This is a genomic window from Pectobacterium jejuense (assembly GCF_026800125.1).
Classification (GTDB): domain Bacteria; phylum Pseudomonadota; class Gammaproteobacteria; order Enterobacterales; family Enterobacteriaceae; genus Pectobacterium; species Pectobacterium jejuense.
Window position 1 is genome coordinate 82,906 of the sequence record NZ_JAPQKX010000006.1, and the last position, 24,652, is coordinate 107,557.

The 24,652-nt window shown below is 48.2% G+C and carries 24 protein-coding genes; all 24 read right to left on the minus strand.

Annotated elements, in window-relative coordinates:
- Positions 1-108: 108 nt before the first annotated feature.
- The 24 genes from NXT09_RS12560 to NXT09_RS12675 all read right to left on the minus strand — a co-directional run bounded on the left by NXT09_RS12560 (position 109) and on the right by NXT09_RS12675 (position 24,613).
- Positions 109-894 carry a hypothetical protein gene (locus NXT09_RS12560; RefSeq protein ID WP_268579894.1) on the minus strand — a complete coding sequence of 262 codons (786 nt, stop codon included), beginning with the start codon at positions 892-894 and terminating at the stop codon, positions 109-111.
- 749 nt (positions 895-1,643) lie between these two features.
- Entirely contained in the window at positions 1,644-3,140 is a 1,497-nt protein-coding gene (gene pilV, locus NXT09_RS12565; protein ID WP_268579895.1) for a shufflon system plasmid conjugative transfer pilus tip adhesin PilV, read from the minus strand.
- 10 nt (positions 3,141-3,150) lie between these two features.
- The gene (locus NXT09_RS12570; protein WP_268579896.1) at positions 3,151-3,804 is read right to left on the minus strand and encodes a prepilin peptidase; all 654 of its coding nucleotides are present in this window, start codon (positions 3,802-3,804) and stop codon (positions 3,151-3,153) included.
- Complete coding sequence (locus NXT09_RS12575; RefSeq protein ID WP_268580038.1) at positions 3,801-4,265, minus strand: lytic transglycosylase domain-containing protein; 465 nt, start codon at positions 4,263-4,265, stop codon at positions 3,801-3,803. The genes NXT09_RS12570 and NXT09_RS12575 overlap by 4 nt, the downstream gene beginning before the upstream one ends.
- 40 nt (positions 4,266-4,305) lie before the next feature.
- Complete coding sequence (locus NXT09_RS12580) at positions 4,306-4,890, minus strand: type 4 pilus major pilin (protein WP_119871456.1); 585 nt, start codon at positions 4,888-4,890, stop codon at positions 4,306-4,308.
- 15 nt (positions 4,891-4,905) lie between these two features.
- Positions 4,906-5,994 (minus strand): type II secretion system F family protein, encoded by a 1,089-nt coding sequence (locus tag NXT09_RS12585; RefSeq protein WP_268579897.1) that lies wholly within the window; start codon positions 5,992-5,994, stop codon positions 4,906-4,908.
- A complete protein-coding gene (locus tag NXT09_RS12590; protein WP_268579898.1) occupies positions 5,987-7,543 on the minus strand; it encodes a GspE/PulE family protein in 1,557 nt (518 codons plus the stop codon). The genes NXT09_RS12585 and NXT09_RS12590 overlap by 8 nt, the downstream gene beginning before the upstream one ends.
- A 10-nt stretch (positions 7,544-7,553) precedes the next feature.
- Positions 7,554-8,042 (minus strand): type IV pilus biogenesis protein PilP, encoded by a 489-nt coding sequence (gene pilP / locus NXT09_RS12595; protein ID WP_268579899.1) that lies wholly within the window; start codon positions 8,040-8,042, stop codon positions 7,554-7,556.
- Positions 8,029-9,324 carry a type 4b pilus protein PilO2 gene (gene pilO2 / locus NXT09_RS12600; protein WP_268579900.1) on the minus strand — a complete coding sequence of 432 codons (1,296 nt, stop codon included), beginning with the start codon at positions 9,322-9,324 and terminating at the stop codon, positions 8,029-8,031. The genes pilP and pilO2 overlap by 14 nt, the downstream gene beginning before the upstream one ends.
- Positions 9,325-9,327: 3 nt before the next feature.
- Positions 9,328-11,055 (minus strand): PilN family type IVB pilus formation outer membrane protein, encoded by a 1,728-nt coding sequence (gene pilN, locus NXT09_RS12605; RefSeq protein ID WP_268579901.1) that lies wholly within the window; start codon positions 11,053-11,055, stop codon positions 9,328-9,330.
- A 14-nt stretch (positions 11,056-11,069) separates the two neighbouring features.
- A complete protein-coding gene (gene pilM, locus NXT09_RS12610) occupies positions 11,070-11,507 on the minus strand; it encodes a type IV pilus biogenesis protein PilM (protein WP_268579903.1) in 438 nt (145 codons plus the stop codon).
- Positions 11,507-12,763, minus strand: coding sequence for a PFGI-1 class ICE element type IV pilus protein PilL2 (pilL2, locus tag NXT09_RS12615; protein ID WP_268579904.1), 1,257 nt, complete (start codon positions 12,761-12,763; stop codon positions 11,507-11,509). Before pilL2 ends, pilM begins: the two co-directional genes overlap by 1 nt.
- Before the next feature lie 150 nt (positions 12,764-12,913).
- Positions 12,914-13,351: a DUF29 domain-containing protein gene (locus NXT09_RS12620; RefSeq protein ID WP_268579905.1), complete on the minus strand. Its 438-nt coding sequence runs from the start codon at positions 13,349-13,351 to the stop codon at positions 12,914-12,916.
- A gap of 86 nt (positions 13,352-13,437) precedes the next feature.
- Positions 13,438-13,971 (minus strand): single-stranded DNA-binding protein, encoded by a 534-nt coding sequence (locus tag NXT09_RS12625; RefSeq protein WP_268579906.1) that lies wholly within the window; start codon positions 13,969-13,971, stop codon positions 13,438-13,440.
- A 64-nt stretch (positions 13,972-14,035) separates the two neighbouring features.
- Complete coding sequence (locus tag NXT09_RS12630; protein ID WP_268579907.1) at positions 14,036-14,533, minus strand: STY4534 family ICE replication protein; 498 nt, start codon at positions 14,531-14,533, stop codon at positions 14,036-14,038.
- Between the two features lie 845 nt (positions 14,534-15,378).
- Entirely contained in the window at positions 15,379-17,394 is a 2,016-nt protein-coding gene (locus NXT09_RS12635; RefSeq protein ID WP_268580039.1) for a DNA topoisomerase III, read from the minus strand.
- Positions 17,394-18,191: a PFL_4669 family integrating conjugative element protein gene (locus NXT09_RS12640; RefSeq protein ID WP_268579908.1), complete on the minus strand. Its 798-nt coding sequence runs from the start codon at positions 18,189-18,191 to the stop codon at positions 17,394-17,396. The genes NXT09_RS12635 and NXT09_RS12640 overlap by 1 nt, the downstream gene beginning before the upstream one ends.
- 407 nt (positions 18,192-18,598) lie before the next feature.
- Positions 18,599-19,795, minus strand: a complete 1,197-nt coding sequence (locus tag NXT09_RS12645) for an STY4528 family pathogenicity island replication protein (protein ID WP_268579909.1) — start codon at positions 19,793-19,795, stop codon at positions 18,599-18,601.
- Between the two features lie 171 nt (positions 19,796-19,966).
- Positions 19,967-20,221, minus strand: coding sequence for a ParE family toxin-like protein (locus NXT09_RS12650; RefSeq protein ID WP_072013554.1), 255 nt, complete (start codon positions 20,219-20,221; stop codon positions 19,967-19,969).
- 8 nt (positions 20,222-20,229) lie between these two features.
- A complete protein-coding gene (locus NXT09_RS12655; protein ID WP_205558534.1) occupies positions 20,230-20,844 on the minus strand; it encodes a DUF2857 domain-containing protein in 615 nt (204 codons plus the stop codon).
- Positions 20,845-20,866: 22 nt separating this feature from the next.
- Positions 20,867-21,136: a hypothetical protein gene (locus NXT09_RS12660; RefSeq protein WP_268579910.1), complete on the minus strand. Its 270-nt coding sequence runs from the start codon at positions 21,134-21,136 to the stop codon at positions 20,867-20,869.
- A 3-nt stretch (positions 21,137-21,139) separates the two neighbouring features.
- A complete protein-coding gene (locus NXT09_RS12665; protein ID WP_268579911.1) occupies positions 21,140-22,858 on the minus strand; it encodes a ParB family protein in 1,719 nt (572 codons plus the stop codon).
- The gene (gene dnaB-PI / locus NXT09_RS12670) at positions 22,858-24,225 is read right to left on the minus strand and encodes an SPI-7-type island replicative DNA helicase (RefSeq protein WP_268579912.1); all 1,368 of its coding nucleotides are present in this window, start codon (positions 24,223-24,225) and stop codon (positions 22,858-22,860) included. Before dnaB-PI ends, NXT09_RS12665 begins: the two co-directional genes overlap by 1 nt.
- Positions 24,218-24,613, minus strand: coding sequence for a hypothetical protein (locus NXT09_RS12675; RefSeq protein WP_268579913.1), 396 nt, complete (start codon positions 24,611-24,613; stop codon positions 24,218-24,220). The genes dnaB-PI and NXT09_RS12675 overlap by 8 nt, the downstream gene beginning before the upstream one ends.
- Between the last annotated feature and the right edge of the window lie 39 nt (positions 24,614-24,652).

Genomic DNA, 24,652 nt, shown 5'->3' on the forward strand with positions numbered 1-24,652 from the left:
ATTATTTTTTCTTGGTATTCCCTGGTACTGGCACAACATTCACTTCTTGATTTTTTGACAAAAAGATCCCCTGATGCTGGCGCATCATTAATAATAAAAAAACAAAATTTAACCTGCTAAAAAATCTTGATAGCTCTTATATTCACTTTTGTAATTATCAACAACCATACTGGGAAAAACAGAACCATCGGTTAACGATTCAACTTGTTTCTGCGAATAAGCCAAATACTTGGCATTCTTCGTTTTCGGAAGTTCCCACTCTCTCAACACGCGATAAATTTTAATGATTGGAATATTAATTACCCCCTGAACATTTTTCCATTTCCGAGTAAAAGCCAAAGTCACATTACAATCACTCATTGCGCGAAAGAAAACCAACTCAACATCATCACTCAAAGCGTCATAATCCAGAGGTTTCTGGTCAAAAAAATGGTAATTCTCCATTGGATACATTTTCTCGCAAAACAACCACTGCACGTCGATTTCAAACCACGATGCCAACTGATGTAACACCTGAGAGTTTAACAAATCCAGTGTTCGTTCTGCGCTGGATAATGCCCCCTGACTAATACCAAATGGTGCAAGTAATTGCGCCTGTTGCAATACATTTACCCTATGAGCATCCATCAACAAACAAAAACGTTCATAGACTCCCATCATTTTGTCAGCTGTTGATGCTCTGGCTTCAGAAAGTACACCTTCCAAGATAATGCCGTAGAGCGTAGACTTGGAAACACCGATACGCTCAGCATGCATGTCAAGGAACGCCCTGCTTTCTGGTTTGATCCTTACTGAAAACTGGCTATTACCACCATCATATTTGCCATCACCTTCAGGAAATACCATGTCCCCTGAACGAAGTAATGCAATTAATGCAGTATATGTAGGATTCATTCACTACGACTCCACATAAAAATCATTCTAATGTAATTAAGTAATTCGCTTTAATGTACAAGCGAGGTTAAACAACATAATTAATCGTGTACAACAAAATAAATCGATCGGTTCGATCTAATGTATCGATCACAGTAAAGTAATGTACTTTTTCAATCCACGATAAATTAATCACTTGCCACTAGAAATTTAGATTTTCGACACAATTATCATTACCCCCTTGTTAGGCACCGATACTAATCGCCACTCCTGCATCAGCATTTGAAGCATAATCCCCATGCGTTCAAAACGAGACAATTCGACCCCGACTACCCGGTATTTTCTGGCGTATTTTGACAAAACTCCTTTCGCAAGTGCTATCTGCGGTTTTCGAAAAAGGTGTGAACGGAGGACAACCGCACAGTCATGTTGCCCAAGCGCCCTCTCCAGCACAGAAACAAACTCAGCGTTGAACCGTCTGGTCTGAGCCTTACTGAGCCGACCAACTTTTGAGAAAAGAGCCAAATGGATCATTACACGCACTCTTCCTTTGTGCCTAAAATAAAAAAGAGAGAACCCTCTAAACGGCAGCAAAAAACTGATAAATGAGTAAACTGGGCAGTACAGGACAAACAGAGAAGCGAAGAAGATTATAAAAACCATTTATAACCACAATAGCCATATAAGGGTAACAAAGGAATGTAGTGCTAAAAGAGGAAATGACGATATTTAACTCAATATCGCCATAGTTAAATTAGGAGTGCCTAAGCCTATTTGGAAAGACTAATCTGAATATCACTGCTGTTATGGAGAACACCTGACACATAAACGACCTGAATCACGTCACCGCTTTTAACGGCGTATTGATACATTTTCTGTGCAACTGCGGTCGACTGATATCCCCAGTAATGCCCTCGCGAGCCCATTTTTACCACGGTTATCACGTTATCGAGCTGCGCGATAGCAGTACCGTTAACCAGGACATTGAACAAGGCGTTTGATGTATGCCAGCCATCCACAGGCTCGAAAAGAGACGAAATCGAGACATTGATAAAATCATAGTCCCCCGTTGCCGTGTAGGTCAGATTGTTCACCGCAGAACGCGTGACCGCACCACTGGTTCCTGCTTGCCCCCATGTCGTTTTGCCTTTCACATCAGACTGACAGGACAATAACTTACCGCTGACATCACGACTGACCGCGCCAATGTCCGCCCTCAGGCAGGTCTCTCCCTGGACATTCACCGACGCTAGCAGTAAATTACCCCGGACGCGTTGACGCCCCCAGATATCTAATTTCACAGTATCGTTGTCACCATCACCGCCCAATGACAGATAGCCACGTCCATCTCCCCCCGTAACGTTCATCAAAACAGCGTTTTGATCGCTGCTGCCGCCACCGCCAAACTGTACACTACTGCTGCCTGTTTTTGCCCTAACAAAACTGTCTGAGTTGATACCCTTCTTTACGTCCAAATCGCTATTCATCGTCACCCGTTTACCGAATGAAGAAAATCCGGTAACACTCAGATCCTGAGCGATATTCGCATTCTTTGAGAAATTACCACTCTGGCCATAAATATTGCCGGCATTGTCGATATTATTCCCGCCCATATCGATTGCGGTATGCATGCGATTCAGATCGGGTTTTCCGGTCACCGCAAAGCGGTATAGACGATCGCTTTCTCCCCGGGCATTGCTGAGTTCATCCGTCGTCAGAATAGCTGCCAACTGCCCTGTCGTCGTAGTCACGCCGAACGTGGCCAGCGGCTCTGTCCACACCCCCATGGCGCCCGTTATCTTTCCCGCTTCCCAGATATAACCACCGCCATCGATATGCATTGAGATAAAACGCAGCCCCTTGAACGGTAACGCGGTGCCGGATTGGGTATACACCACGGCCTGGAGCTGGGGCTTTGACGGATTTTGCTCACTCCTGACGACGGCGCCCTGCCAGCGCTGTCCGGCGGTGTTAATTTCACTGAACCCCGCCGCTAATACGCCGGTGTTTTTGAGCATAGCCGCAGTGACGATGACCGGCGTCGTGGTACCCGCCTGACTCAACAACGTATCGTAATGGCGACCAACATATTCCTTCAGCGCCGCTTTAAAACGGGTTCCCTGCTGTGCCATACCCTGATACTGCAATTCCTGCATGTAGTCCCGATAGACTGAGGTACCCCATACCGCAACACCCAACAGGATGAGCAACGCAACCCCCATTTCCATCATCGCCCAGCCCCGATGCGGCATTTTTGCTATCGACATTCTTTTTTCCTCAAAACACCACGACAGGGTTAAACACACGGTTGATTAATGCCAGCATTGCGCCGGCACATAGCCAAGGACCCAAAGGGCCTTCTTTTCGCGTACCCGGTGAGCTGGCGTGCCACAGCACAAAGCCAGTCACACCAAGTAACAACGCCAGCAAGGCTCCACTCCAGCCGCACCATGCGGCCAGTGCAACAGACAGCCACACATCTCCCAGCCCAAGCGCTTCGCGTTTTGCCCGGTAGTTGCAATAAAAGCGGACGATCGCGAAAAGTGCTCCAATCCCTGCCATCGCCCAAAGATGTTGCTCATCGCGTTGCCACATCACTAACAGCCCCGATGCCGCAGTTACGCCGGTATATTCAATCGGCAGCCAGCCAGCCGTGGCATCCAGCACGCTGAGCTGCAACATAAACCCCAGAAAAAGCACCGCACTAACCCGCTCAAACAGCGAAAGTGGTGCCGGCGCCAGCAGGAGCAGGAGCGCCCCCAGCGCGTACCCGGCAATAAAAAGCCGGCTAATGCGCCCATCCCACAAAGTAATGGCGCCCTGTTCAGCCAGGAAGCGGATAGGTGGTTTAACCACCGCGCTAAAGACGAGAACCAGTGCCATATAAATCAGAGGAGACCAGGGAACCAGGCCATTAAAATAGAAAATCATGGCAGCACAATCCCCCGTTCTTCTTTCAACAGGCGCTTGTAGCGCTTATAGATACGATTGGCATACGCTTCGCGAGTCTCATGGCGATCTTTGCGAAACCCGGCGTTATACGACCCCAGGCAATTCCAACTGATACCGCACACTTGAAAATGCTTTGCCAGTATCCATGTGCCGATTTGTACGTTCAGGCAGGGTTTAGTCAGCAAATCCTGCGGTGTCTGAATGACCCCCATCGCGATCAGCTTTGGAATATGCGTCGAATTCACCTGCATCAACCCGTAATCCCGACTGACTTCTCGCCGGGTTGCTTTATCCCGATTGATATTGATGGCATCCGGATTGAGGGAGCTTTCTCCCTCTGCAATAGCTTTCACCAACAAGGCATCAACCTGATATTTAGCGCCGGCGGCATCAAAGCAAAAAGCTGATGCTGTTCCCGCACACAACAGTTGGAGCAGCATCACCAGACAGAGCGTCGGGCCGCAACGTACACACACGCGCTTAACCGTTGATGGTGAATGTCAGTTTGTTTTGTCCCGTACGCCCGCTGTCGGCCAGGCATTCAGAGCCGGCTGATTCCAGCGACACCAGCCCGTCTGCATGTGATGCGCTGTTGATTGTAATACCTGATGCTGTGCCAGAGGCCGACATACGCGTCACTATTGCGATGCAGGCCTCCTGTGGAATTTTCTCTGACGTCAGTGTGAATCCGTTGTTAAAACCATTAGACGCTACAGGCGCTAAAACGATTTGCCCCCCCCATGAGTTCCACAGCGTCGCCGTTCCTGAACTACGCTCCCCCTGAACGGTAATCCCTTTAACGCCCCCCACCTGAATCAGCGTGCCGGTCATTTTGGTTCCGCTGCTGAAGTTGTAGCCCGATGAGTCTTTCAACATCCCTTGCGCAGTGGTGATCAGGTTTTGGTAATTAGAAACCTCAACCCCCACATCTTTACGCCCCAGCAACATAGAAATACCGCCCAGCACCAGGGCGATCACCACAATAACAATCAGTGCCACAGCACCGTTTTCCATAATGGCCCAGCCACGGTGTGGAGAGCGTTTTTCAAATGTAATAGCAGACATCATCTTTCCTCTTAATTAAAACCTGGTGGTATTACCCATATCCTGCAGTTGGAAACCCGACAGCAGGAGCAACACAAAGAAACTTATGATCAACATGAAGGAATAGAAGCGCATACGCGTAATGCGGAATTGAATACGCGACAGCGTCGTTTTCAAAAACTCATCGCCATAGTTACGGATCATCGCAGCCGAACCATCGCGACTGGTGAGCAGATAGAGATAATTGACCCCCTCTTTGCTCGGAAAATGATACCCACTGTCACGCAGGGCTTTTCCGAGCGATGCCCCTTCCTCCAGGTTGTCTATCGCCGCCTCAATACGCACACGCAACCACGGTGACGCAAACCGTCGCAATTGGTTGAGCGCATCCAGCGTTTTTACGTTGGCGTCCAGCAGAGAAGAGATGTTCATCAGGAAAATAGCCCCCTGAAGTTCTTTGTAGATTGACCAGGGAGCAAGATAATCGGCCCATTGGCGTAGTGGGTTAGCCCAGCGAGGCAGTGACCAGAGCACCCAGAAGACAAACATGCCAAAGGCTAACCCGGCTATCCCTCCTGAATGCTCAATGGTGTCAGACATCATTGCCAGTACAGAAAGCGCCCCACTCCATGTGGCAGGATCGGACATTTGCTCCAGTTGAGGTTTCACTGCATACGTCACCACTGCAAACGCACCGCCAACCAGGACAATCAACAGCAGCGGATAAATCAGCATCTGCAACACCATCATGAAAATGGTACGCCGGGCTTCAATCAGCACATTGACCTGCTTCAACACATCCGGGAGCGAACCGCTGGCCATTCCGGAGCTGATTAACGCAGCCTCTTCTAATGGTCCCCACTTCGCCAACACATCTTCCAGTGAGTTTCCTTCACTGTTATCCCTCAGAGCCTCAATACAGTCAGCCGTCAGTTCGGCTAACGGATGCCAGTGTTCGCCGAAGTTGGTGTGCACATCTTCAATTTCCTGTATTGCTACCAGCAATGGCGTATTGTTTTCCAGGAGAAAACGGAGCGAAGAGTAAAACCGGGATCGATAGGAACTGGAGAACGTCCGGCGCAAAATCTCGTAGCGAAAACGCTCCCAGGCGGACATGTCACGCATCAGCCATCCCCCCGTCAGGACGCAACATGTCGTCCTCATCCAGAGGGCAGACGAGATCTGCATCGAGTGCATCCACCTGACCTGTATTCAACTTGTGTAGCAAATGTGTCAGACGGGAAATCCCCCCCAAATGATCAAGCCAGTACTGGCGGGCAGCCATCTGTCCCTTTTCCAGATACAACGACATAAACCGGGCATCCGGGCGAATGACTTCAGCAATGACGCTGCGACCGATAACACCCCGACTGACAAGGCGGTCATTCAGTTTTTTCTGGCAATGAGGGCAGCCCTCAGCATTCCGGAAATGCAGGTTCTCAACTGTGCAAATCCCCTTGACCTGACAATAACGTTCCAGACGTACACGCTGTTCAGGTGATAACTGAAGCACCTTCTCCCCCCAGGAAATCCGACATTGGGGGCATAAAACCTGGACCAGACGTTGACTGATAAGGCCAATAAGCAGTTGAGGATCGGCTATTAGCTCTTCTGATATGCCCATCAGTCCCATACGACGCAGAGAGCCTACCGCGCTATTCGCATGCAGCGTGCTCATTACCAGATGACCGGTCTCCGATGCATACAACGCGGCTTTCAGTGATACCCCGTCCCGAATTTCGCCCATCAGAATCGCATCGGGATCGAGTCGCAACGCAGACGAGTTCGCCTTGTCCCACGCCTGTAGCACCGCATCAGTGCTGCTCTTGTCAGCAATAATCGGGGTCTGTATCGCTCCCGGGATCGCCCCCTCAGGCGGGTCTTCAATCGTCAACAGACGCTTACGGCCCTGCGTTCGTTCCAGATACAACGTGCTGAATGAGCGTAGCGTTGTACTTTTACCTGATCCTGTAGGGCCAGTTAGAAGAACAATACCTTCCGGGGTTCTCAACATCTGCTGTGACAGCTGCTGCTGTTCGGGAAGAAATCCCAGCTCATTAAGCGAGGGAGCGTTATCACCATCGTCAGGGATGATACGCATCACGACATACAGCCCGGACGCCGTCGGCGTATGGCTGTAACGCGCACCAAACAAGCCGACTTTTCGTAAAAACTCGGCCTTGATGCGCCCGTCCTGTTTACGATTGGGATAAAACTGTGTTTCTGTCACATCGCACATCGACAAAATAGCCGTAGATGCCTGCGCCATCCCTTCCTCACCAGGCAACTCGTCAATGGTTTCAATCTCACCGTGAATGCGGAACTGAACACGACACAGCGCGTCATCAATAATCAAATGAATATCAGAGGCATGAAACGACTTCCCCTGCGCAAAATAACTCAGTACCGCCTTTTGCCGATCGCTCACATTAGTCAGTTCAGACAGAGTAAGTCCGGTATCAGGTTTCTTTTTCCGCCGTTCATTCAACTCACCAAGGCTGATAAAGTCAGGGGAAACGGTCTTCTCTCTGTTTGCCTGCATGAGCTGACCGATCCACCCTTGGACCCGTTTATCTGTCCTGCGGTTGATATCTACCGCCACTCTTATCCCGCCATTCGGCACGTTTTCAACCAGCACAAACTCGGCCAAGTCCGCCGGAATATCACTCAACATTGCGTTACCCTCAGAATGACAGTTGTGAGCCGTCGCTCAGCGTGACGGAGGAATCAGTGATCGCACTGATGGAGGACGTCGTTCCAGGCAGCCGATCACCTTTTGCCATTTCAATGACATTGCCGCTCGCAAGGCGAATGCGAGCAAACATGGTTTTCCCATCGCCGTAGGTTTCCAGTAAAACGGGTTTACTGACTTTTTCCGGCGCTGATTGGCCTGCTGGCATCGTTGCCGCCATAGGGGCGATCGGTACCTGATACGGCGTTGTACCTGGAGGAACAATAAGAGGAAGTGGACTTTGGCTTTCTTTCAGCATCCGTTGCAACTTCGCACTCTCAACCTGAGCGGCCAAAAGCAGATTACGTGCCTGTACATCTTCAAGCTGACCGACAGTAACCAGTGAATTGCTACTCTCTGTCTCTCCTGTCGCTATCTCAGACTCTGCGTAAGCCGATGCCGCGACCATCAGGCACAACAGTGCCAGGCTATTTCTGCGCATAGATATGCCCTTTAATCTGGTAATCAAACTGCCCCTCCGCACTCAGAGAAAACGTAATACTGTCCAGCCTGATGCCGGTGTCATCGAAATCGGTCAAAATCCACTCTGGTGCCAGCTTGCTGTTTACCGTAAAGAGGTACTCATGCCAGTCCTGTACGGGCCCATCTGCACTCGAGCCAGGAGCTCGAGCAGGAGGCACAACCTCGCTGAGAGGGACATCAATATTTCGTCTCTGGAAATGGGACAGGAATCGCATCAATTGCACACCAGGCATGGGTACCGCTTCGTCACGCCACGGTGTCGGTTCGTTGTCGGTAATGAATGGGATAAAAACCAATCCGGTTTTTCCCCCTTCAAGAAAATTGAAAACCGCGTTTTGCCCCAGCAGCTGTTGTGAACGCCGGTCAAAATCGGAAATGGTGCTGCCGGGACGCGCTTCGTAACGCAAACGCATACCATCTCTGATACATTCCCCAGTCGTGAGACGCCAGCCGGCAATGGACACAGGTAGTGGTTTGCGAACAAAGTAGCACCGACTCAGAAAGTACGGCGTCGGCAACATCGTTGCCCAAGGGCGAGGTAATGTCTGTAGAGATTGTATTTTTTGACGTACTTTAGCTTGCTCTGCACGCAATGCAGCCAACGCCACTGCTTCTTGTTCAGCCTGCTCGGTCATATATTGCCAGTACCATGCCCCAGCACCGCCCAATGTGAGCGCAAGAAGTACAACGGCCAACGTAGTTAGTGACGTTAACTTCACCAGACGAGTTTGTTTACGCTGAATGAGAGACAATGATTTCGCTAACGAGAGCAAATCTATCGGGAAATCAGGTTCAGCAACCACTGCCCATCCGCCATCTGGCGCGTCATTAAACGAAAGAAACAATGCTTGTGCAGCCAGCGCTTCATCCAGTGTGCCGACAACATCCCCCATGACTGAAGGTTGACCGTTTTGAGATGCCAGGAATACCCATCGCGTTTCATCTATCGGGTAAATCCCGTAACTGTTATCGCCCGCAAACAAACAGAATGCGGCGGCCAACGAATGCAGCGAACGGCGTTGATGTTGTTTTGTAGTGTGTGCATAGCCTAAAGCTCGGGCCCCCTTCTTCCCCAAAGCAATACGATGTGAGCCAGGATGAGCGCTAAAAAGAGAGAAGCGACGGCGATACATGTCTGTCTCAGGTACCCACTTCAGCCCAGCCACCCATCCGCGACGCCCCTCGGGAATGACGGTAGAAAGCTGCTCTTTTTTTACTTTTACGCTGCGTACAGTTTTCATCCGTTACCTCAACACAACAGGCGTAATGACAATAACCAGAGACGTACGTGAGTTGTCACCCGAGCGGCCGCCCCCAAACAGGAAATTATCGGGTGTAAACGTGCCTGATTTGTTGGTTGTAGTATTCACCTGTTCAAATCCGGTCAGCACCAGTGACTGACCCGCTCGCAGGTTAACTTTACGTGTCAGTGAACGCAGTTTCGTGTGGGGCATATCCATGCGCGAATTGCCGTCCGCGGTCGTAAATGAGCGAATGGTTGGCGGGTCAGACAGATTGAATGAGAACTGGAGCTGGACATCGCCGTTTTCTTTAATGAACGGTAGCATCGTGACATTTAGCCCTGTGGTGATCATTCCTGGTTCAAGAGAACTCGTAGAACCGGCATTGGTCGTCGCTGTCGTGCTGGCGCGTGCGATGTAAACCGTCTGGTCTGACAACTGGAAGGGCGCTGGTGACAGGTTAGTTGTGGGAGCCGCCTGACTCATATCAACACTGACGGTTCCTTGTTCACTCAGTGCTTTAAATAACGCATTAGAGCCAGAAAATTTAGCAGCATTGCCCGTGGCACTATTCAAAATAGAAACGCCACCGCTCATTGCATTCTCTGAGGCACCACCGAAACTCCCTGTCATGGTCGCCCCCACATTATTCAGCGAGCGGTAAACCAATGACCAGTCCAGCCCCATTTGATTGGTTTTGCTCTGTGTCACACTGAGTAATTGAACATTCAATTGCACCTGGCGATTTAACACTTCATTCTGATAGTCGACAAAGCGCGCAACCCGAGCCTGAACCTGAGGCGTATCTGTCACCGTCAGCGCACCACTGGCCGCAGACAGCCAGAATCGTCCCTTCTGTGGAGTCAGCATCGTTTCAATAGTCTTGCGAATATCTTCATATAACTCGCTGTTCAGGTCGGTCGTCGTTTTTTGTGACGAACTCGCATCCCCCGATGCCGCGCCGGCGACAGACGATCCGCCGGATGCCCCCATCGAGCTGGACGTACCGGAAATCACGCTCGCCGTGCTCTCGGTTTTTGTGTTGAGCATGGCTAACTGATAGGTTTTTGTTTCGGTGTAATAAAATACAACCTGATTAGGTCCCTCAGACCTCCAGGACACCCCCAACTGGACAGCGATGTTATCCATCAGCTCAGCAATTCTGTCGCCATTCCACTTTATTGCACCAAGGTACAAACCAGATGAACCAGACATGTTCTGAGAGGGCTGTGATACCTGAGACGATGCGGTGGGATCAGAAATGCGGGACAACGCAACACGTCCATTATCATCCGGAATCGGTAGCGTTCCCGACATCTGTTGCGTTGCGACATTACTGACTGAGGCAGACTGCATTTGTGCCACATCGGGCGTAATAACCACACGGATACCACAGGTGCGCGTCAGACGTTGCCCCAGCTCCAGCAGGGACATTCCCTCTGGCCGATTGATCCGAAACGGACAATAACCCAACTTTTTTCCGTCATCGGATGATAACGGTGCGATTACCGGGTTCAGATTAACCCAAGGCTTATCTACCCAGGTCACCGCGGATTGCGTCTTCGACGTCTGCGATTCTGTAATACGTCGAGCCTGCTGGCCCGATGCATGAGCGTCGTCCTCCAGTTTCCGGATCTCAGTCAACGCACAACCCGAAAGAACGGCCATCACCGTTAAAGCCGTCACACTCAGAGCTGCGCGGCGCAAAGATAAAAAGGCGGGACTCTGCATCCTGCACTCCTGGTTCAGTTCAGATAAACGATATTCCCATCAGTCACACCGACCGGGAGGGATAGATTCATATCAGTGCCATCCATCATCTTCAGCCGACCGCCTGAGACGATGCAGACCAGTGACGACGACACAGAATGTGTGGCCAGCGCATTAACCAGACCGGGAAAATCGGCTGCCCATACCCACAGCCGGCCATTTGAAATTACGGCTTTGATACGGTTATCAGGCGACGGCACCAGAGCTAACTGAGCAATATCAATCGCGCCATTATTCATCGGGTTGTCATAACGCCAGTCATTAACGACGGAAGCGATGCGTAACATGTCGTTAGCCACATACGATGCGGAGACCTCATTGACTGACTCATGCTGCGATGCTGCACGCCGATTCTCCGTATTGCCGACGATTAAAAAGAAAACCAGCGTGAACGCCATGACGAGGTATCCCATCAGCGCCGTTCTCCTGGACGGTCACTGACCGAAATCAGGCACTGAATGCGATTTGCCGCCGCAAACAGAGGCGTATCGGCATCACGGTACAAATCGAATGCTTGTGTAATCACTGACTCAAAATTGCCGTGAAACGAAAGTGGCGCATCAATCCGGTAATCCACGTTGACGGGCCAGATGACAACCCAGTTACCACCATTCACACACGACGCCTCACTGGCCCATTTGTTGACTGACTCACGTAACGTCGTTCCCACTTCAGCACGCCACAGTGTTCCCTGGGACTGCGTACTGACAGGTTTACCAGGGACAAATGGCGACTTGGGAGCGGTTGTTGAGGCCAAAGCAGCAGGCGTTGCGGATTGTTGTGCGGGTGGCAACTTTTGCTGAGCCGGTAATGCCGCAGGTGCCGGAGGCAATGCAGTTGTAGGCACCGTCGCAACCGGTTTTACGGTCGAGGCTGAAACTGATGGTTTTACCGTTGTGGCCCCCTGACCAACGGGTGTTTTTCCATTCACTGGGGCTAAGTTAAGAGGTTGCGCTGTTGCTGATATCGGTTTATTAGCCAGAGCATTATTACCTGTTACTACAGAGGACGGTATCGTGGTTAATGCAGGTACAGGCAGTGGCTGACTATCCGGTTTTAACGTTCCTTTCACCGATGTTACTGAAGATGGATTTCCTGAAAATGAACTGCCTGGCTGTCGTGGCGCAATTGGAGCCGTCACCACTTGCGTGGGAGCAAATGAACGATATTCATCACGCAGAACAAAGCAGATCTCTCGATTCACATCATCAACACGCAGTCGCCATGCTGGCCCCGCGACAATCTGTAATGCTTCACTGAGACGAACCGGACCAATGTTGCGTTGCACACCAGGCAACGGGCGCACAAGCAGTTCAGAGAACATCGATGAACTGCTGGGACATAATGAATACCCCGATTCAAGCAGCAAATATCGAAATCCATCACCGACGCTACGCACAAGTTGCTGCGGCATCGTGATGTCGATCATTTGGTTGAGGGGATCGCGTTGTGAATCTGCAGGGCGAGTGCTGACCAGTGTGTAACGGTCATAACGCACGACTTCAGGTGAACGATTTTGATAAATATCGTTCGTCCTTGGCTGCACAGCTGGGCGGGAAACTGAAGAGGTTGTTTGTTGTGCGCACCCCACTACCAGCATTGCAGCAGAAAGGCATGCCAGCGTCGTCGTAGCTGGCGTATTTCGAGGGTGCCGCATAGGTCTTGTCATCAGTCTCCACCGTGTTTAAGAGAAATCTCAAAATCAGGTGGTTATTCTGCCGACAAGACCGGACTGAACAACGCTAAACTAAAAACGTGCTCAGAAAAGAAAAACGCTGACCGAAGCCAGCGTTAGTGCCCTATTACTACAGGGGATCAGTTAATTTGGCCAAAAATCGGCGTACAACACCTCTTCTACCGTCCAGATTTGTTCATCCGGCAGGTTTTCAAGCTGTGTTTCATCCGCAGCTATAGCGACTGCTTTAGACCAGATCACATCATACCAATCTGGATCATTCAGCTTGTTTTTCAGGCTGGGAGACTCTTTCAGCGCGTATGCCACATCTTTACGCTGCGCTTTGACAGTTTTTTCCCAGCTCGAACCACGACGTTCCGGTTGATATTTCCACTTGAGCAGGTGAGCAATCAAGACAGCCATACGGCTTGCCAGCTCTCGTTGTTCGCTCTTACCCACGTCTGCAATCTCCTCCGCGATATTCTCGCAGTCGATCTCTGAAAATTTACCGGAGCGTAAAAGTTCCGCCTGTTCATTCGCCCAAGCGACGACATCAGTCTCGTATCGAGTATGAGTAGTCATTTTACCCCCGTAAGATCACAGACAAAGTAAGTGTTTTACTAAGTCTGTCATGTAAAAAAGCACCAGTCAAAGACTGGTGCCTGTGTTTACGAAACAGCATAAATCGCTTTGCGACATACACCATAACCAAACCCAAGGAACGGTATGTCATCGTCAAAATCCATCGGCGGTTCATTGCCTGCTGGACGTTGAAACTGAGGTGTACCACTCTGTGCCGCTGGCTGCTGAGGCTTTCCCCATTCAGTACTGGCTGCACTTTGGTTGTTGTTAGGACGAGAGCCTAACATCTGCAATGTGCCGCCAACGTTAACGACAACTTCAGTCGTATAGCGTTCGACACCAGCCTGATCGGCCCATTTACGCGTTTGTAATGAACCTTCAATGTAAACTAGAGATCCCTTACGGAGATATTCGCCAGCGATCTCAGCGAGCTTCCCGAAAATTACCACACGGTGCCATTCGGTCTTCTCTTTCTGTTCACCACTTTGCTTATCCCGCCAGGTCTCGGAAGTCGCTAATGTCATGTTGGCAACTGCACCACCATTCTGCATATAGCGAATTTCTGGATCCTGACCAAGATGGCCAACTAAAATAACTTTGTTAACACCGCGTGAAGCCATAATCTTTCTCCTTTTACATTGAAAAACACCCCGCAAGCGAGGTGTTTATAATGAGTACCAGTTATCAGAATGAGTTATTCGCATAGGATTTAGCCGCAGCGGTACCATTGTTCTGAGGAGGCACGGAGTCAGATTTTTCAGCTTTATAGACCTGTTGCTGGCCTACTTTGATCCAGTCAACCTTAATCAATCGGGCTTTCTGGCTAACACGCTGTTCACCGGCATGTTCACCGGATTTTAATGTAAAAATCTCAGCAGAGAGATTACTCAGTGTGAAACCAATAAGGACTTTCTTATCCTCATCAGACGCTTTTTGACAGCGTGCAATCAGGTCAGTTGCTTCCTTACCGGCCACAGTGACATCAAAACGAACATAGTTCGCTTTATCTGCCGGACCACTTAAGGCATTAATGACACAACTCAGGAATTGTCCTGACTGGCCAGTAACGTGACGGATATTACTAACATATCCCAATCCATTAATCAGAAGATTAAAATATTCTGATTTGCCAGTTTGAGAATTGTTTTGGTTTTGAGCTTGAGTATTGTTATTTGCAGACATAGTGTTCTCCAGGAGTGTTAAATAAGGTGTAACGGAGAAAACATTCCCTTGAGGGAATTGTTTTTCCCGTCAAGGGTCAGGATCAGCTGTTATCCTGACTTGTCTGGTTAGTTAAGCGGAACCTTCATCACCACGCTCGTAGAGGCGTTTAAATTACCTGGTGACATTTGCTCTCAAAGGATGGCAAATTTACCGCGCTTCTTAATCACGCCCTTTTCCTTGCAGGCTTTGGAAAAGTGATTCAGTCACCCGAAGGCGATCTTCACAGACTGACAGATCATTGGTGGTCATCAGAGATGACGAGTAAGCACGGTCATTTTTAAATCACTGGACAATATCGTCAAACCTAAATTGTTTACGCATCAGTGAAAATAAAAACGGCACCCGAAATGGATGCCGTGGAGGAGGAACAACAGTTTGTAAGAACGCCTGACCGATACTACTGGTTCAGCGGCAATCGAATGCCTATTCGCCCCTGTTCGACGCTAGGTACGTCTGGCTCAGACTGTTCTCTCCATGGCAAAAAAGCCAATGCAGAGTAGTCGTTATAGAATGAAAATTAACGGAAAAACAATTTACTACTCTGCGAAAATTAAAACGGTGTCGGTTTTATCCGACACCGTCTAACAGGGTGTACCATCTCCCTGAAGTCTTCAACGTAGCTCCGGGGAAATTTCCCGACGCGTTTTTCACGGAGAGTATGCGTCTTACAGATCGACTGAGTGTGCGGTAGCCATCTGTTGGGCTGGTAGCGATCAGTTCCCCGTAAGAACATCACACTACCTCGTAGCCTTCGAGGTACAAAATGCATCAAAGCGACATTACCTTATCAAATATGTCAAATGTCAGGTAGCTGGTTTATTCTTAGTTTTTAGATTTTTCTTACCCCTCTTACCTTTTGTCCCTTCGCTAATGATCCCTTTGCAGAGCGGGTACTTCACACACCCCCAAAATACACCATTATCACTGTTTCTTTTTCTCATTATCCCACCACACTGGGGACACAGTGGAGAGACTGGTGCCGTCAACTTAATCGCTTGCTGACGCCCCCTATCTACTAATCTTAATGTCCATTCTTTTTGCTTTTGTAAAAAAGCATCCAACGACATGCGTCCTTCAGCAACATCATCCAATGCCTGTTCCCAAAGCGCTGTCATACCTGGATTAGTTAGAGCCTCTGGTAACTGAGAGATTAGCTCTCTGGCCAACTGCGTTGAATAAATGAACTTTTCACGCCGTTTTAGGTAATTACGCTTAAATAGTACATCTAATATATTTGCACGAGTAGCCTCGGTGCCCAGCCCCGCATTATCACGTAAGATTTTCTTTAATGTCGGATCACTAATAAAACTAGCTGCATTCTTCATTGCATCAATCAATGTGCCATCAGTAAATCGAGATGGGGGTTTAGTCTGTTGGGCTTTGACTTCACAACCCAAGACATTACAAATATCGCCTTTATTTAAAACAGGAAGGCTCCCTTGACTTCCATTTTCATCAGATTGAATATCGAGTTCTTTATCATTGGAAAAGAGTTTCTTCCATCCTATAACGACACTCACCCTACCTCGAGTTTTAAACAGTTGCCCTCCTAAATTAAACGTAACATCTGTAACATCGGATTCCTGGAGAGGAAAAAACTGAGCAAAATAATGCAGACGAATGAGTTGATAAACATTCAACTCATCATCTGATAATTTGCTTATATCGAAGGGTTGTTTCGTAGGGATAATTGCATGGTGAGCAGAGATTTTTTTGTCATTCCAGATACGGGAAACAAAAGAACGATCAGCATCTTTAATAAGTGATGTGGCAGCAGGATCTGACTGCAAAATAGCGGAAAGCACATCGTTCACCTCCCCTTTCATGGACTCAGGCAAGTATCCACAATCAGTTCTGGGATAAGTCGTCGCTTTGTGAACCTCATAAAGTGACTGAGCGATTTCTAATACTTTTGGAGCGCTCATTCCCCATTTATCAGAACAGGCTTTCTGTAACATGCTCAGGCTAAAACATAACGGCGCTGGCGTTTTTTCTCTCTTAAGTAACACATCAACGACAGATGTTGTCGCCGTTTGCTTGCAGAGCTGCTCCACCGCAAGGGCTGCATTATGCTGAATACAGCGCTTTTCATCATCGCAATATCCAGCAGCTGGTACCCATTGAGCTCTAAAGGTCATTCCGGCTTTTTCAATATCAGCAAACACCTGCCAGTAGGGCTTAGGAGAGAAATTCTCAATATCGCTATCTCTCTGGACAACAAGCGCTAGTGTTGGGGTTTGAACTCGTCCTATAGACAACAGCTCATCGATACCTTGTTCTGAAGCTTTAAGAGTATATATTCGAGTTAAATTCATGCCAATCAGCCAGTCGGCCTTACTGCGCCCCATGCCAGCATAATAAAGACGAACCGTTTTCTCACCTGGGAGGAGATTATCTAGCCCTTTTCGGATACTCGCGTCGTCAAGGGCGCTCAGCCACAGGCGTTTGACGTTTCCAGTAAATTGGCAATAATCCAGCAACTCTCTGGCTAATACCTCTCCTTCCCTATCAGCATCGGTTGCAATAACAACTTCATCCGCCTGTTTCAATAACCGACTAATTACAGCGAATTGCTCTGCAGAACTTTGCTTAACAACCATTTTCCATTCTGTTGGCAGGATAGGCAGAACATCCATACGCCAGGGTTTGCCGAACTGAGCACCGTATTCTTCAGGTGAGGCGACTTCCAGAAGATGCCCAAACGCCCAGGTTACGACAGTTCCGGTGCCTGATAAAAAACCTTTCCCTCGTTGAGTTGCACCGATAAAACGGGCGATATCTCGCCCCTGGCTCGGCTTTTCACAAAGAAAAAGTCGCATCATTCTCCCCCACGCAACGGTGATGAGAATGATGAGCGAACGTGGCCAGACATAATATCGGGATCTGGCTCGCCGAAACGCTCTATCGCCTTAATACCAGCAGGGGTTTTCGATAAAATGTCGCTTCGAGTAACATTGAATGATCTATAACCCTGCACCAAGTGATAAATTCGTCTTACCGCATAACCATTATTGTCGAGGTATTTATCCCTCTGCGCCCTGGAAATTAATCCGTAGTGAAAGGCCTGAAACACTCTCATTGCAAGCTGGTCATATCCAACCAATAACCATACACAACGGTAGCCAAGAGGCGAACGGCTATACACGCCAATATTTAACGGAGAAACAGAGCGCACATCGGTTAATGAAAGCGTTTGAGGGATCGCTTTTAAAATCCCGGAGAGTTCATCAACATCTGACTGTATTTTTTGACTCGATACACCCAGAGCATTTTCTAACTTAACCAACAATGCATCCGCATACGGGTTGTCTGCTGACGAATCATTGTTTGCCACGCCAGCAACAGCAATAACCTGAGGCATACTAAAGATCGTAAAAAATCGCGGACGCTCTTTTTGTTTTTTTGCCAAATCCTCACCTGCATCTTCCTTTCTGCGACCGTCCCATAACCGAATCGCGTAATGGGTATGGAGTTCAAGGGTCAGAGATGATTTCAATGCACCAGAACGGGTTTCTCGTTCACGGACAGGTTGAGTGGCAGAAGATGAAGTGACTGACTCTGATGAAACGGGTTCCTGATGTGTGTCATTATTCACACCATGATCTAACTCTGACATTGCTAACTCCTTGTGCTGACCTAAAATATTTCTGATATGAGTTAGAAATATTCAGGGCAAAGGAGTAACCAGCTCAATTCCAAACCAGTTTTACAGATCTATAAATATCCATGAATTAAGCAAACAGTATGATATGGTCGCTTTTTAATCACTGTTGCAGCCCTGCAACAGCGCCTGTTTTTTAACCACCCAACCATTCACCACCCAACATCACACCATTTTGTACCTGAATTCACCATGTGGTTATTTTTTAATCGCTGTTGCCCGGGGCAACAGAGGCTATTTTTTAACCAATCAACCATTGGCCACCCAACATCGCGCCATTTTGCGCCTGAATTCACAAGGTGGTCACTTTTTAATCGCTGTTGGCAGTGCCAACAGTGCCTGTTTTTTAACCACCACCACAATCATCCAGCCGCACACTTCCGTCGTATCTCAGCCAGTACACTCTGAACATGCGCTTTATCAGAAACTTTCGTAGTTGGCTCAGGCATAGCATCACTTACCGCCGTAGGAGTTTGGGGCTGAACAGGCGGTTTGGACGCTCTTTGGGTAAAGAGCTTTCCGTCACGGGCCCGTTTTAATACGGCCAGCAGCCAGCCAATGGGATTAGTGAGCCCCCCGTCAGAAAGCGCCCTTTTCAGGGATTGCAGCACCTGCTCGGCTTGTTCGCTGGTCAGTGCCTGAAGTTGTTCTGTCGCCATGTTACGGTCATCAAGTGACAGCAATTGCTCAAAGGTGCCGGGCAGTACGTACGTATTTCTTTTTACACAGTGTGTATTACTACGTACGTAACGGTTCGGATTCCGAACTGAGTGACAACCCCTTGAAATACCACTGAGTTCGGATTCCGAACCAGGTGATTTATCCCCTTCTGGATGACTGAGTTCGGATTCCGAACTCAGTGATTTTGCGTCCAAACTTGGTGATTTTTGTCTTAGTTCGGATTCCGAACTGAGGTGACGAACACTCTGTCTGGCTACCATTTGTTGCGGTGTTTGTGCGGAACCAAGGCGACTCTCAATAAGCGCAATACGGCTATGACGATGCCGCATCGTTGTATCATTTTTGATTTCGTTCAGAACGTCCCATGCTGTCTGGCTGATAGTTTTATTTTTATTCCGACATGCTTCAGCAACCGTGTCCAGCCAACCGGGATCGAAAATCTCCGCATCACGGAATGAGAGCGGTTCATCATGCTGTGCATAAATATTCCCCCGAACGCGCCCCTTTTCATCGCGAACGCGTTTGCACAAACTTAGCCAACCGGTGATCCTCAGCATCAACAGTACGCGGCTAATGGTTTCCCGGGACGCCCCACCTTTATGTGGAGAAGCCAGTTGACGCTGTAATTCATCATAGGTAGGGAAAATTGCGCCCTCATTTTGCTGGGCATACAAACGGATCATCATCCAGGCCATCTTATCCAAAGGAGATAGCCGAGTGTCTAATAGTAAACGTCTGGGGTATGCATCATGTACGTTCCCCATATAAAGCAGCCCGCTACGCAGCTGTCCCGCGTCATCAGCGGGTATTCGTTCAGCCAACCGGAGATTCATCTTCTCAACGGTGTAGGCTATCAGGCTGTCTGCCGGCAGATTCATATCGTTGTCCTTATCGCTGACTGTTTCTTATACGGCTGTTGGCTCGTAATAAAAAACATCAATGCACTTGTTTCTGCATCCGAATAGTCAGATGCAGCATAAACACACTGATTAGCCATATTTTAATTGACTCATTTTTAATACTTCGATTTCGTCATATTCCACCTCATATTATTTTCGTATTTCTTTGTTATAACGTTCGTGATTCATTAACTCCCACGAATCACCATGATTTCGACTCAATAGCCTCCAGAATGGACCGATATCAATCTTTAAATACCTGGAGTTTTTTTCCGTAAGACGGGTGTAATTTCGCTCTCCTTCTCGAAAGCGTCTAATTTGATTCTTAGCCTTGTGGTAATGTGATTTCGGCACGGTTGCCGGAGCATATAATCCCGGCATAATTTCGCATAAACGAGAACGCATTATTATCCTCACCGTGATATCGTTTTTCTTGATGATTCAGCAGAAATATTCATCCGATGCGTTTGACTCCATGACCGGACAGCGTGCCAGACAGCCGTCAACGACACATCCATCTGCTCTGCGGCTAACATCATGACATCCAACCCTTCGCCACTATCGACATTCTCTACAGTAGCCAATTGCCAACGCTGCCATAACGCTGCACTTTCCTCTTCACTCAGAACAACGCCACGCCCAGGGCGTACATCAATGCCGGCAATGCGCCGCCGATTAGCGACTTCCAGACTGGATAATCCAAACATGTGTTGCATGAGTTCAATCGAACCACCCAGTGATAACGCACGATCGATGCGTTGTACGCGCATCTGTTCTCGGCGGGCATGCTGAACAAGACGATAAAAATTCTCGTGATGAAGGCTGAACTGCAATACGGAAACGGAACTATTGGAAATATAGTGCAAGTCTTCAATCGTCAAACTTTGCAGTAGTTGCATTTCCTCTTGTTTTAGTCCAAGAGACTCACAACGACGTATATAGCCACTCTTTAAGTCCATCACTAGTTGGGTAAGAAGGTTATTTGCTGGCTGAGATACATTTGCTACTTGTAGTGAACTTTCACTCATAATTTCCCTCTGCATTTACGTGTTATTTATTTTTTGAACAACCTGAATACCTGTCTAATAAATACTCATGAATACGCCGAAAATCAGCAATTAACGGCGTACATTCATTCGCTGTTTTTAAGAAAATGTCACATTCATCATGCCGACTGAGTATTTCACCGCGCCGATCTAATATTCTGACATCGTCTGTATACGCATCCTGTATCTGGCGCTCTTTCTCTTTTATGGCACTGGATAGTGCATTAAGCAGCACCTCATAATAGGTGCCGCTTTCTAAACGTAATTTCCCCATCCTTTACTGCTCAGCTTGTTCCATTGCGATCTGCCGCTGATGTTCACGTAAACGGCGTAATACTCGGATCAGGCGTAACATTTTCACGGTATAAGTATCGTCAAGAACGGGTGAATCCCCTCTGTTTGCGGAGCCGATAACATTCAGGCAAAAGCTGAACATGTTGAATGGTTCATCGCTTTGCTGGCCAGTGAGTCCATTGAGAAAGAGAATAAATGGCGCGTTGGTTCTTGATGCAATATAACCAGCATCAAGAGGCTCTTTCGCTTCCAAGATCTCGTTGGGATAGCCCATAGCCTCAGCCAGCTCAAATGCCAGTCGATACGCGCTATCCTGTAAGTGTTCGATGTCATCCTGGAACGCAGAGATCTGCCAGATATCAGAGACGGGCTCCAGACCTCCCTTAGCAAAAGACAGTACAGAAGCAGAAGAGGCCAGTTGTTGGGTCGAATGCCCATCCGAAGGTGAAGAAAATGTCGTCTGACTCTCTGAACCTTCACTCTGACGATTTACCAACCCAGAAAGATTGCCCTGGTTATCGTTATCGCTATGGGAGAAGGCATTGTCATTACCCTGAAATTCCCATTCCTCTGCATTCTCATCATCATGATGCTCGTCGTCTTCGTCAATATGCTGACGATGAGCGCCACTTGCATCGTTTAACGAGGGGGGAGAAAAATGCTGTCTATCGCCATTCTTTCCAACTTGTGAGGAAGGTGGGGATGCAGATTCCGAACCAGCCGAACCAGCATCATCCCCTTTGTCCTTATTTGTCTCTCCAGTTGGTGACTCATGGACGAACGCGGGTAAGGGATCGGTATCGCCGAAAAGTTTGCGCTGATTGCGCACCTTCGGATCTAATTCCATTACCCAGCGATCGTAGTTAAGAGACGGGTGTGGTAAAGCACCGACTAGGTCACCGATAAACTCGTCCCGGAACATTTCCAGTGACCAGTCATCCGGAGAATCAAATTTTTTGCAGCATCCACCAAAAACATCTTCAAAAGACATTAACGGTGTCGCTCTAAAAGAGTAAGAAGACCACACGCTTTCCGCTACAGTTCTCAATGACAAAAGACTTTTTATTTGATGCCGTCCTAGCCCTGATTCAAGTAAATTTGGCATATATGGATATAGGAAGGTTATTGTGTTTTCCATTCGACTAATGCTGGACTTGTCAGTTGGCAATCCCTCTTCTGCTAACAATATTTCCAACTCACGTAACGATACGGATTTTCCTAGTTGCTCTTCGTAAATGCCACGAGCCTTCTGGATACCAAATGCTTTTTCGATAAAAGCCAGCTCACCACGAACTTCGTTCTCAACCAAGTGGCCAATGACACACTTAAGTCTGCCAGGCCAAGGTTTGAAAATGACCGTGTGGCGAAAGAAGCGTTCTTCGCGAGTTTCCTCCCATAGTTCACTCAGAATTTTATGACGAGTGTTCCCACCGTCACTAAAGATATAAATGCCAGGAAGATTGGGGTCACAGGTAACTTTAGGTACGGTATCTAAGCCTCTATTACGAATTGATTCTTTAATTTCGTCATATTTGGGATTGCGCGTAGTACGCGGGTTATCTGGATTGGGGGACATCTGATCCAACGTCAGTACCATTGGCATTTCATTGACCGGCAACGCGGAAACCTGAGCGGTTGCAGGCTCCCGACTGCCTTGCAGCATTGCATTACCAAGTTGCAACGAGGCTATTTTTTTATTCATCAGTATTTATCTCCATAGCCTAAATGCCATTCTCTGAAACGCGTATATTGCGCATCAAAGGCAAGTTTTACGGTGCCCACAGGTCCTTGGCGTTGTTTACCAATAATGATTTCAGCCAACCCTTTATCTGAGGTATTCGGGTCATAAGCCTCTTCACGATGGATGAACATAATCATGTCCGCATCCTGCTCCAGAGAGCCACCATCCCTAAGATCGGATAGGGTCGGTCGCTTATCAGCTCGGGTTTGTGACGCACGATTTAGCTGAGATAACGCCAGCAAAGGAACATTAAAATGCTTGGCAATGGACTTGAGAGAACGAGAAATTACCGATATTTCCTGAGTACGGTTTTCAGAGCCTGGGGAACTCATTAACTGCAAGTAGTCAATCATGACCAGGCTGGGTTGACCATATTTACGAATAAGGCGGCGTAGGCGGGAACGTAACAAAGATGGGGTTAAATCACTGTTATCATCAATGACCAAACGATCTTCCCAGGATTTCATCACCCCCAGTGCATTGGATATTTTCCCCCAATCTTCATCACTCAATTGGCCACTGCGCATTGCCTGGACACCGACACCTGCGATAGAGGCAGCCATACGCATAAGCAATTGTTCTGTTGGCATCTCCAGGCTAAATATGAATATGAATTTATCAGTTATACGTTCAATCGCATTTTCAGCAAAATTTAGCCCTAACGATGTTTTTCCCATTGAAGGACGTGCAGCAAGAATAATAAAGTCAGCTTCCTGAAGACCGCACGTCTCTTTATCTAACTCGCGATATCCCGTAGGCGTGCCCGTTATTCCATCAAGTATGGAGGAGTTACGCTCTAACCGATTTGCAACCAGCATCAATCCCTGTTGGACTGTCGTTTCACTTTTGGTTTCACGCTGCTCCGATATGTCAAAAAGCGCTTGCTCAGCCTGTTCTGCAATATCAGACACTTTTATTCGTCCCTGTGCCGTGGACATGGCATCAGCGCTGATTTTTTTGCCCAGAGAGATCAACTGACGAGCCTGGCTCCTGTCCCTGACAATCTCAGCATAGGCATTCGTATTCCCTGCACTCGGCGTGTTTTTGGCCAGTTCTGCGAGGTAAGAAAATCCCCCAATTGACTCAAACAGGTTATTAGGGGCTTTTTCGATTGATTCAGACAGCGTTATGAGGTCAATGGGTTGGCCGCTATCGACCAACCGTTGCATAGCCTTAAATATCTGCTGATGTGCCCGGTTATAAAAATCGCCGGCAACAATCCGTTCAACCACATCATCCCAGCGGTTGTTTTCCAGCATTAATGCCCCGATAACTGACTGCTCGGCTTCCAAAGAAAAAGGAAGATGTTGCGTCTGGGAGTTAGGCATGCTCAGCCTCCTTTCCGCCACAGCCAATCTGGCTAATGCTCATGAATGCTTTCACCAGACGCTCATGTGTTCTGGGAGAAACCAGCATTAACGGCCAATCATCCAAATAACTGGGACGTTTTGCATCCGGATTCCAGCCAGTTTCAAACAGCATCGTGTCACTAGATGACCCTGTATTATCCAAGGAGAGAAGGGACAATTCTTCTTCGGGAAAAACGTTGTAAACAATGACTGACGACTCAGGAACACCCCACGTATTGGCCAGAAGTGAGCGTGCGCGTTCCCCCGCATGCTCAGTGTAAAATGTTTCAAAAAAAACGGTCTGCTCACCAACGTCTTTATAGCGCCAGTGGTTGCAGGAACAGAATGCTCTATAGAGAGTCTTCATTGCGCTCCCTCCCCGGCATAACCACCTGCCAAAACTACA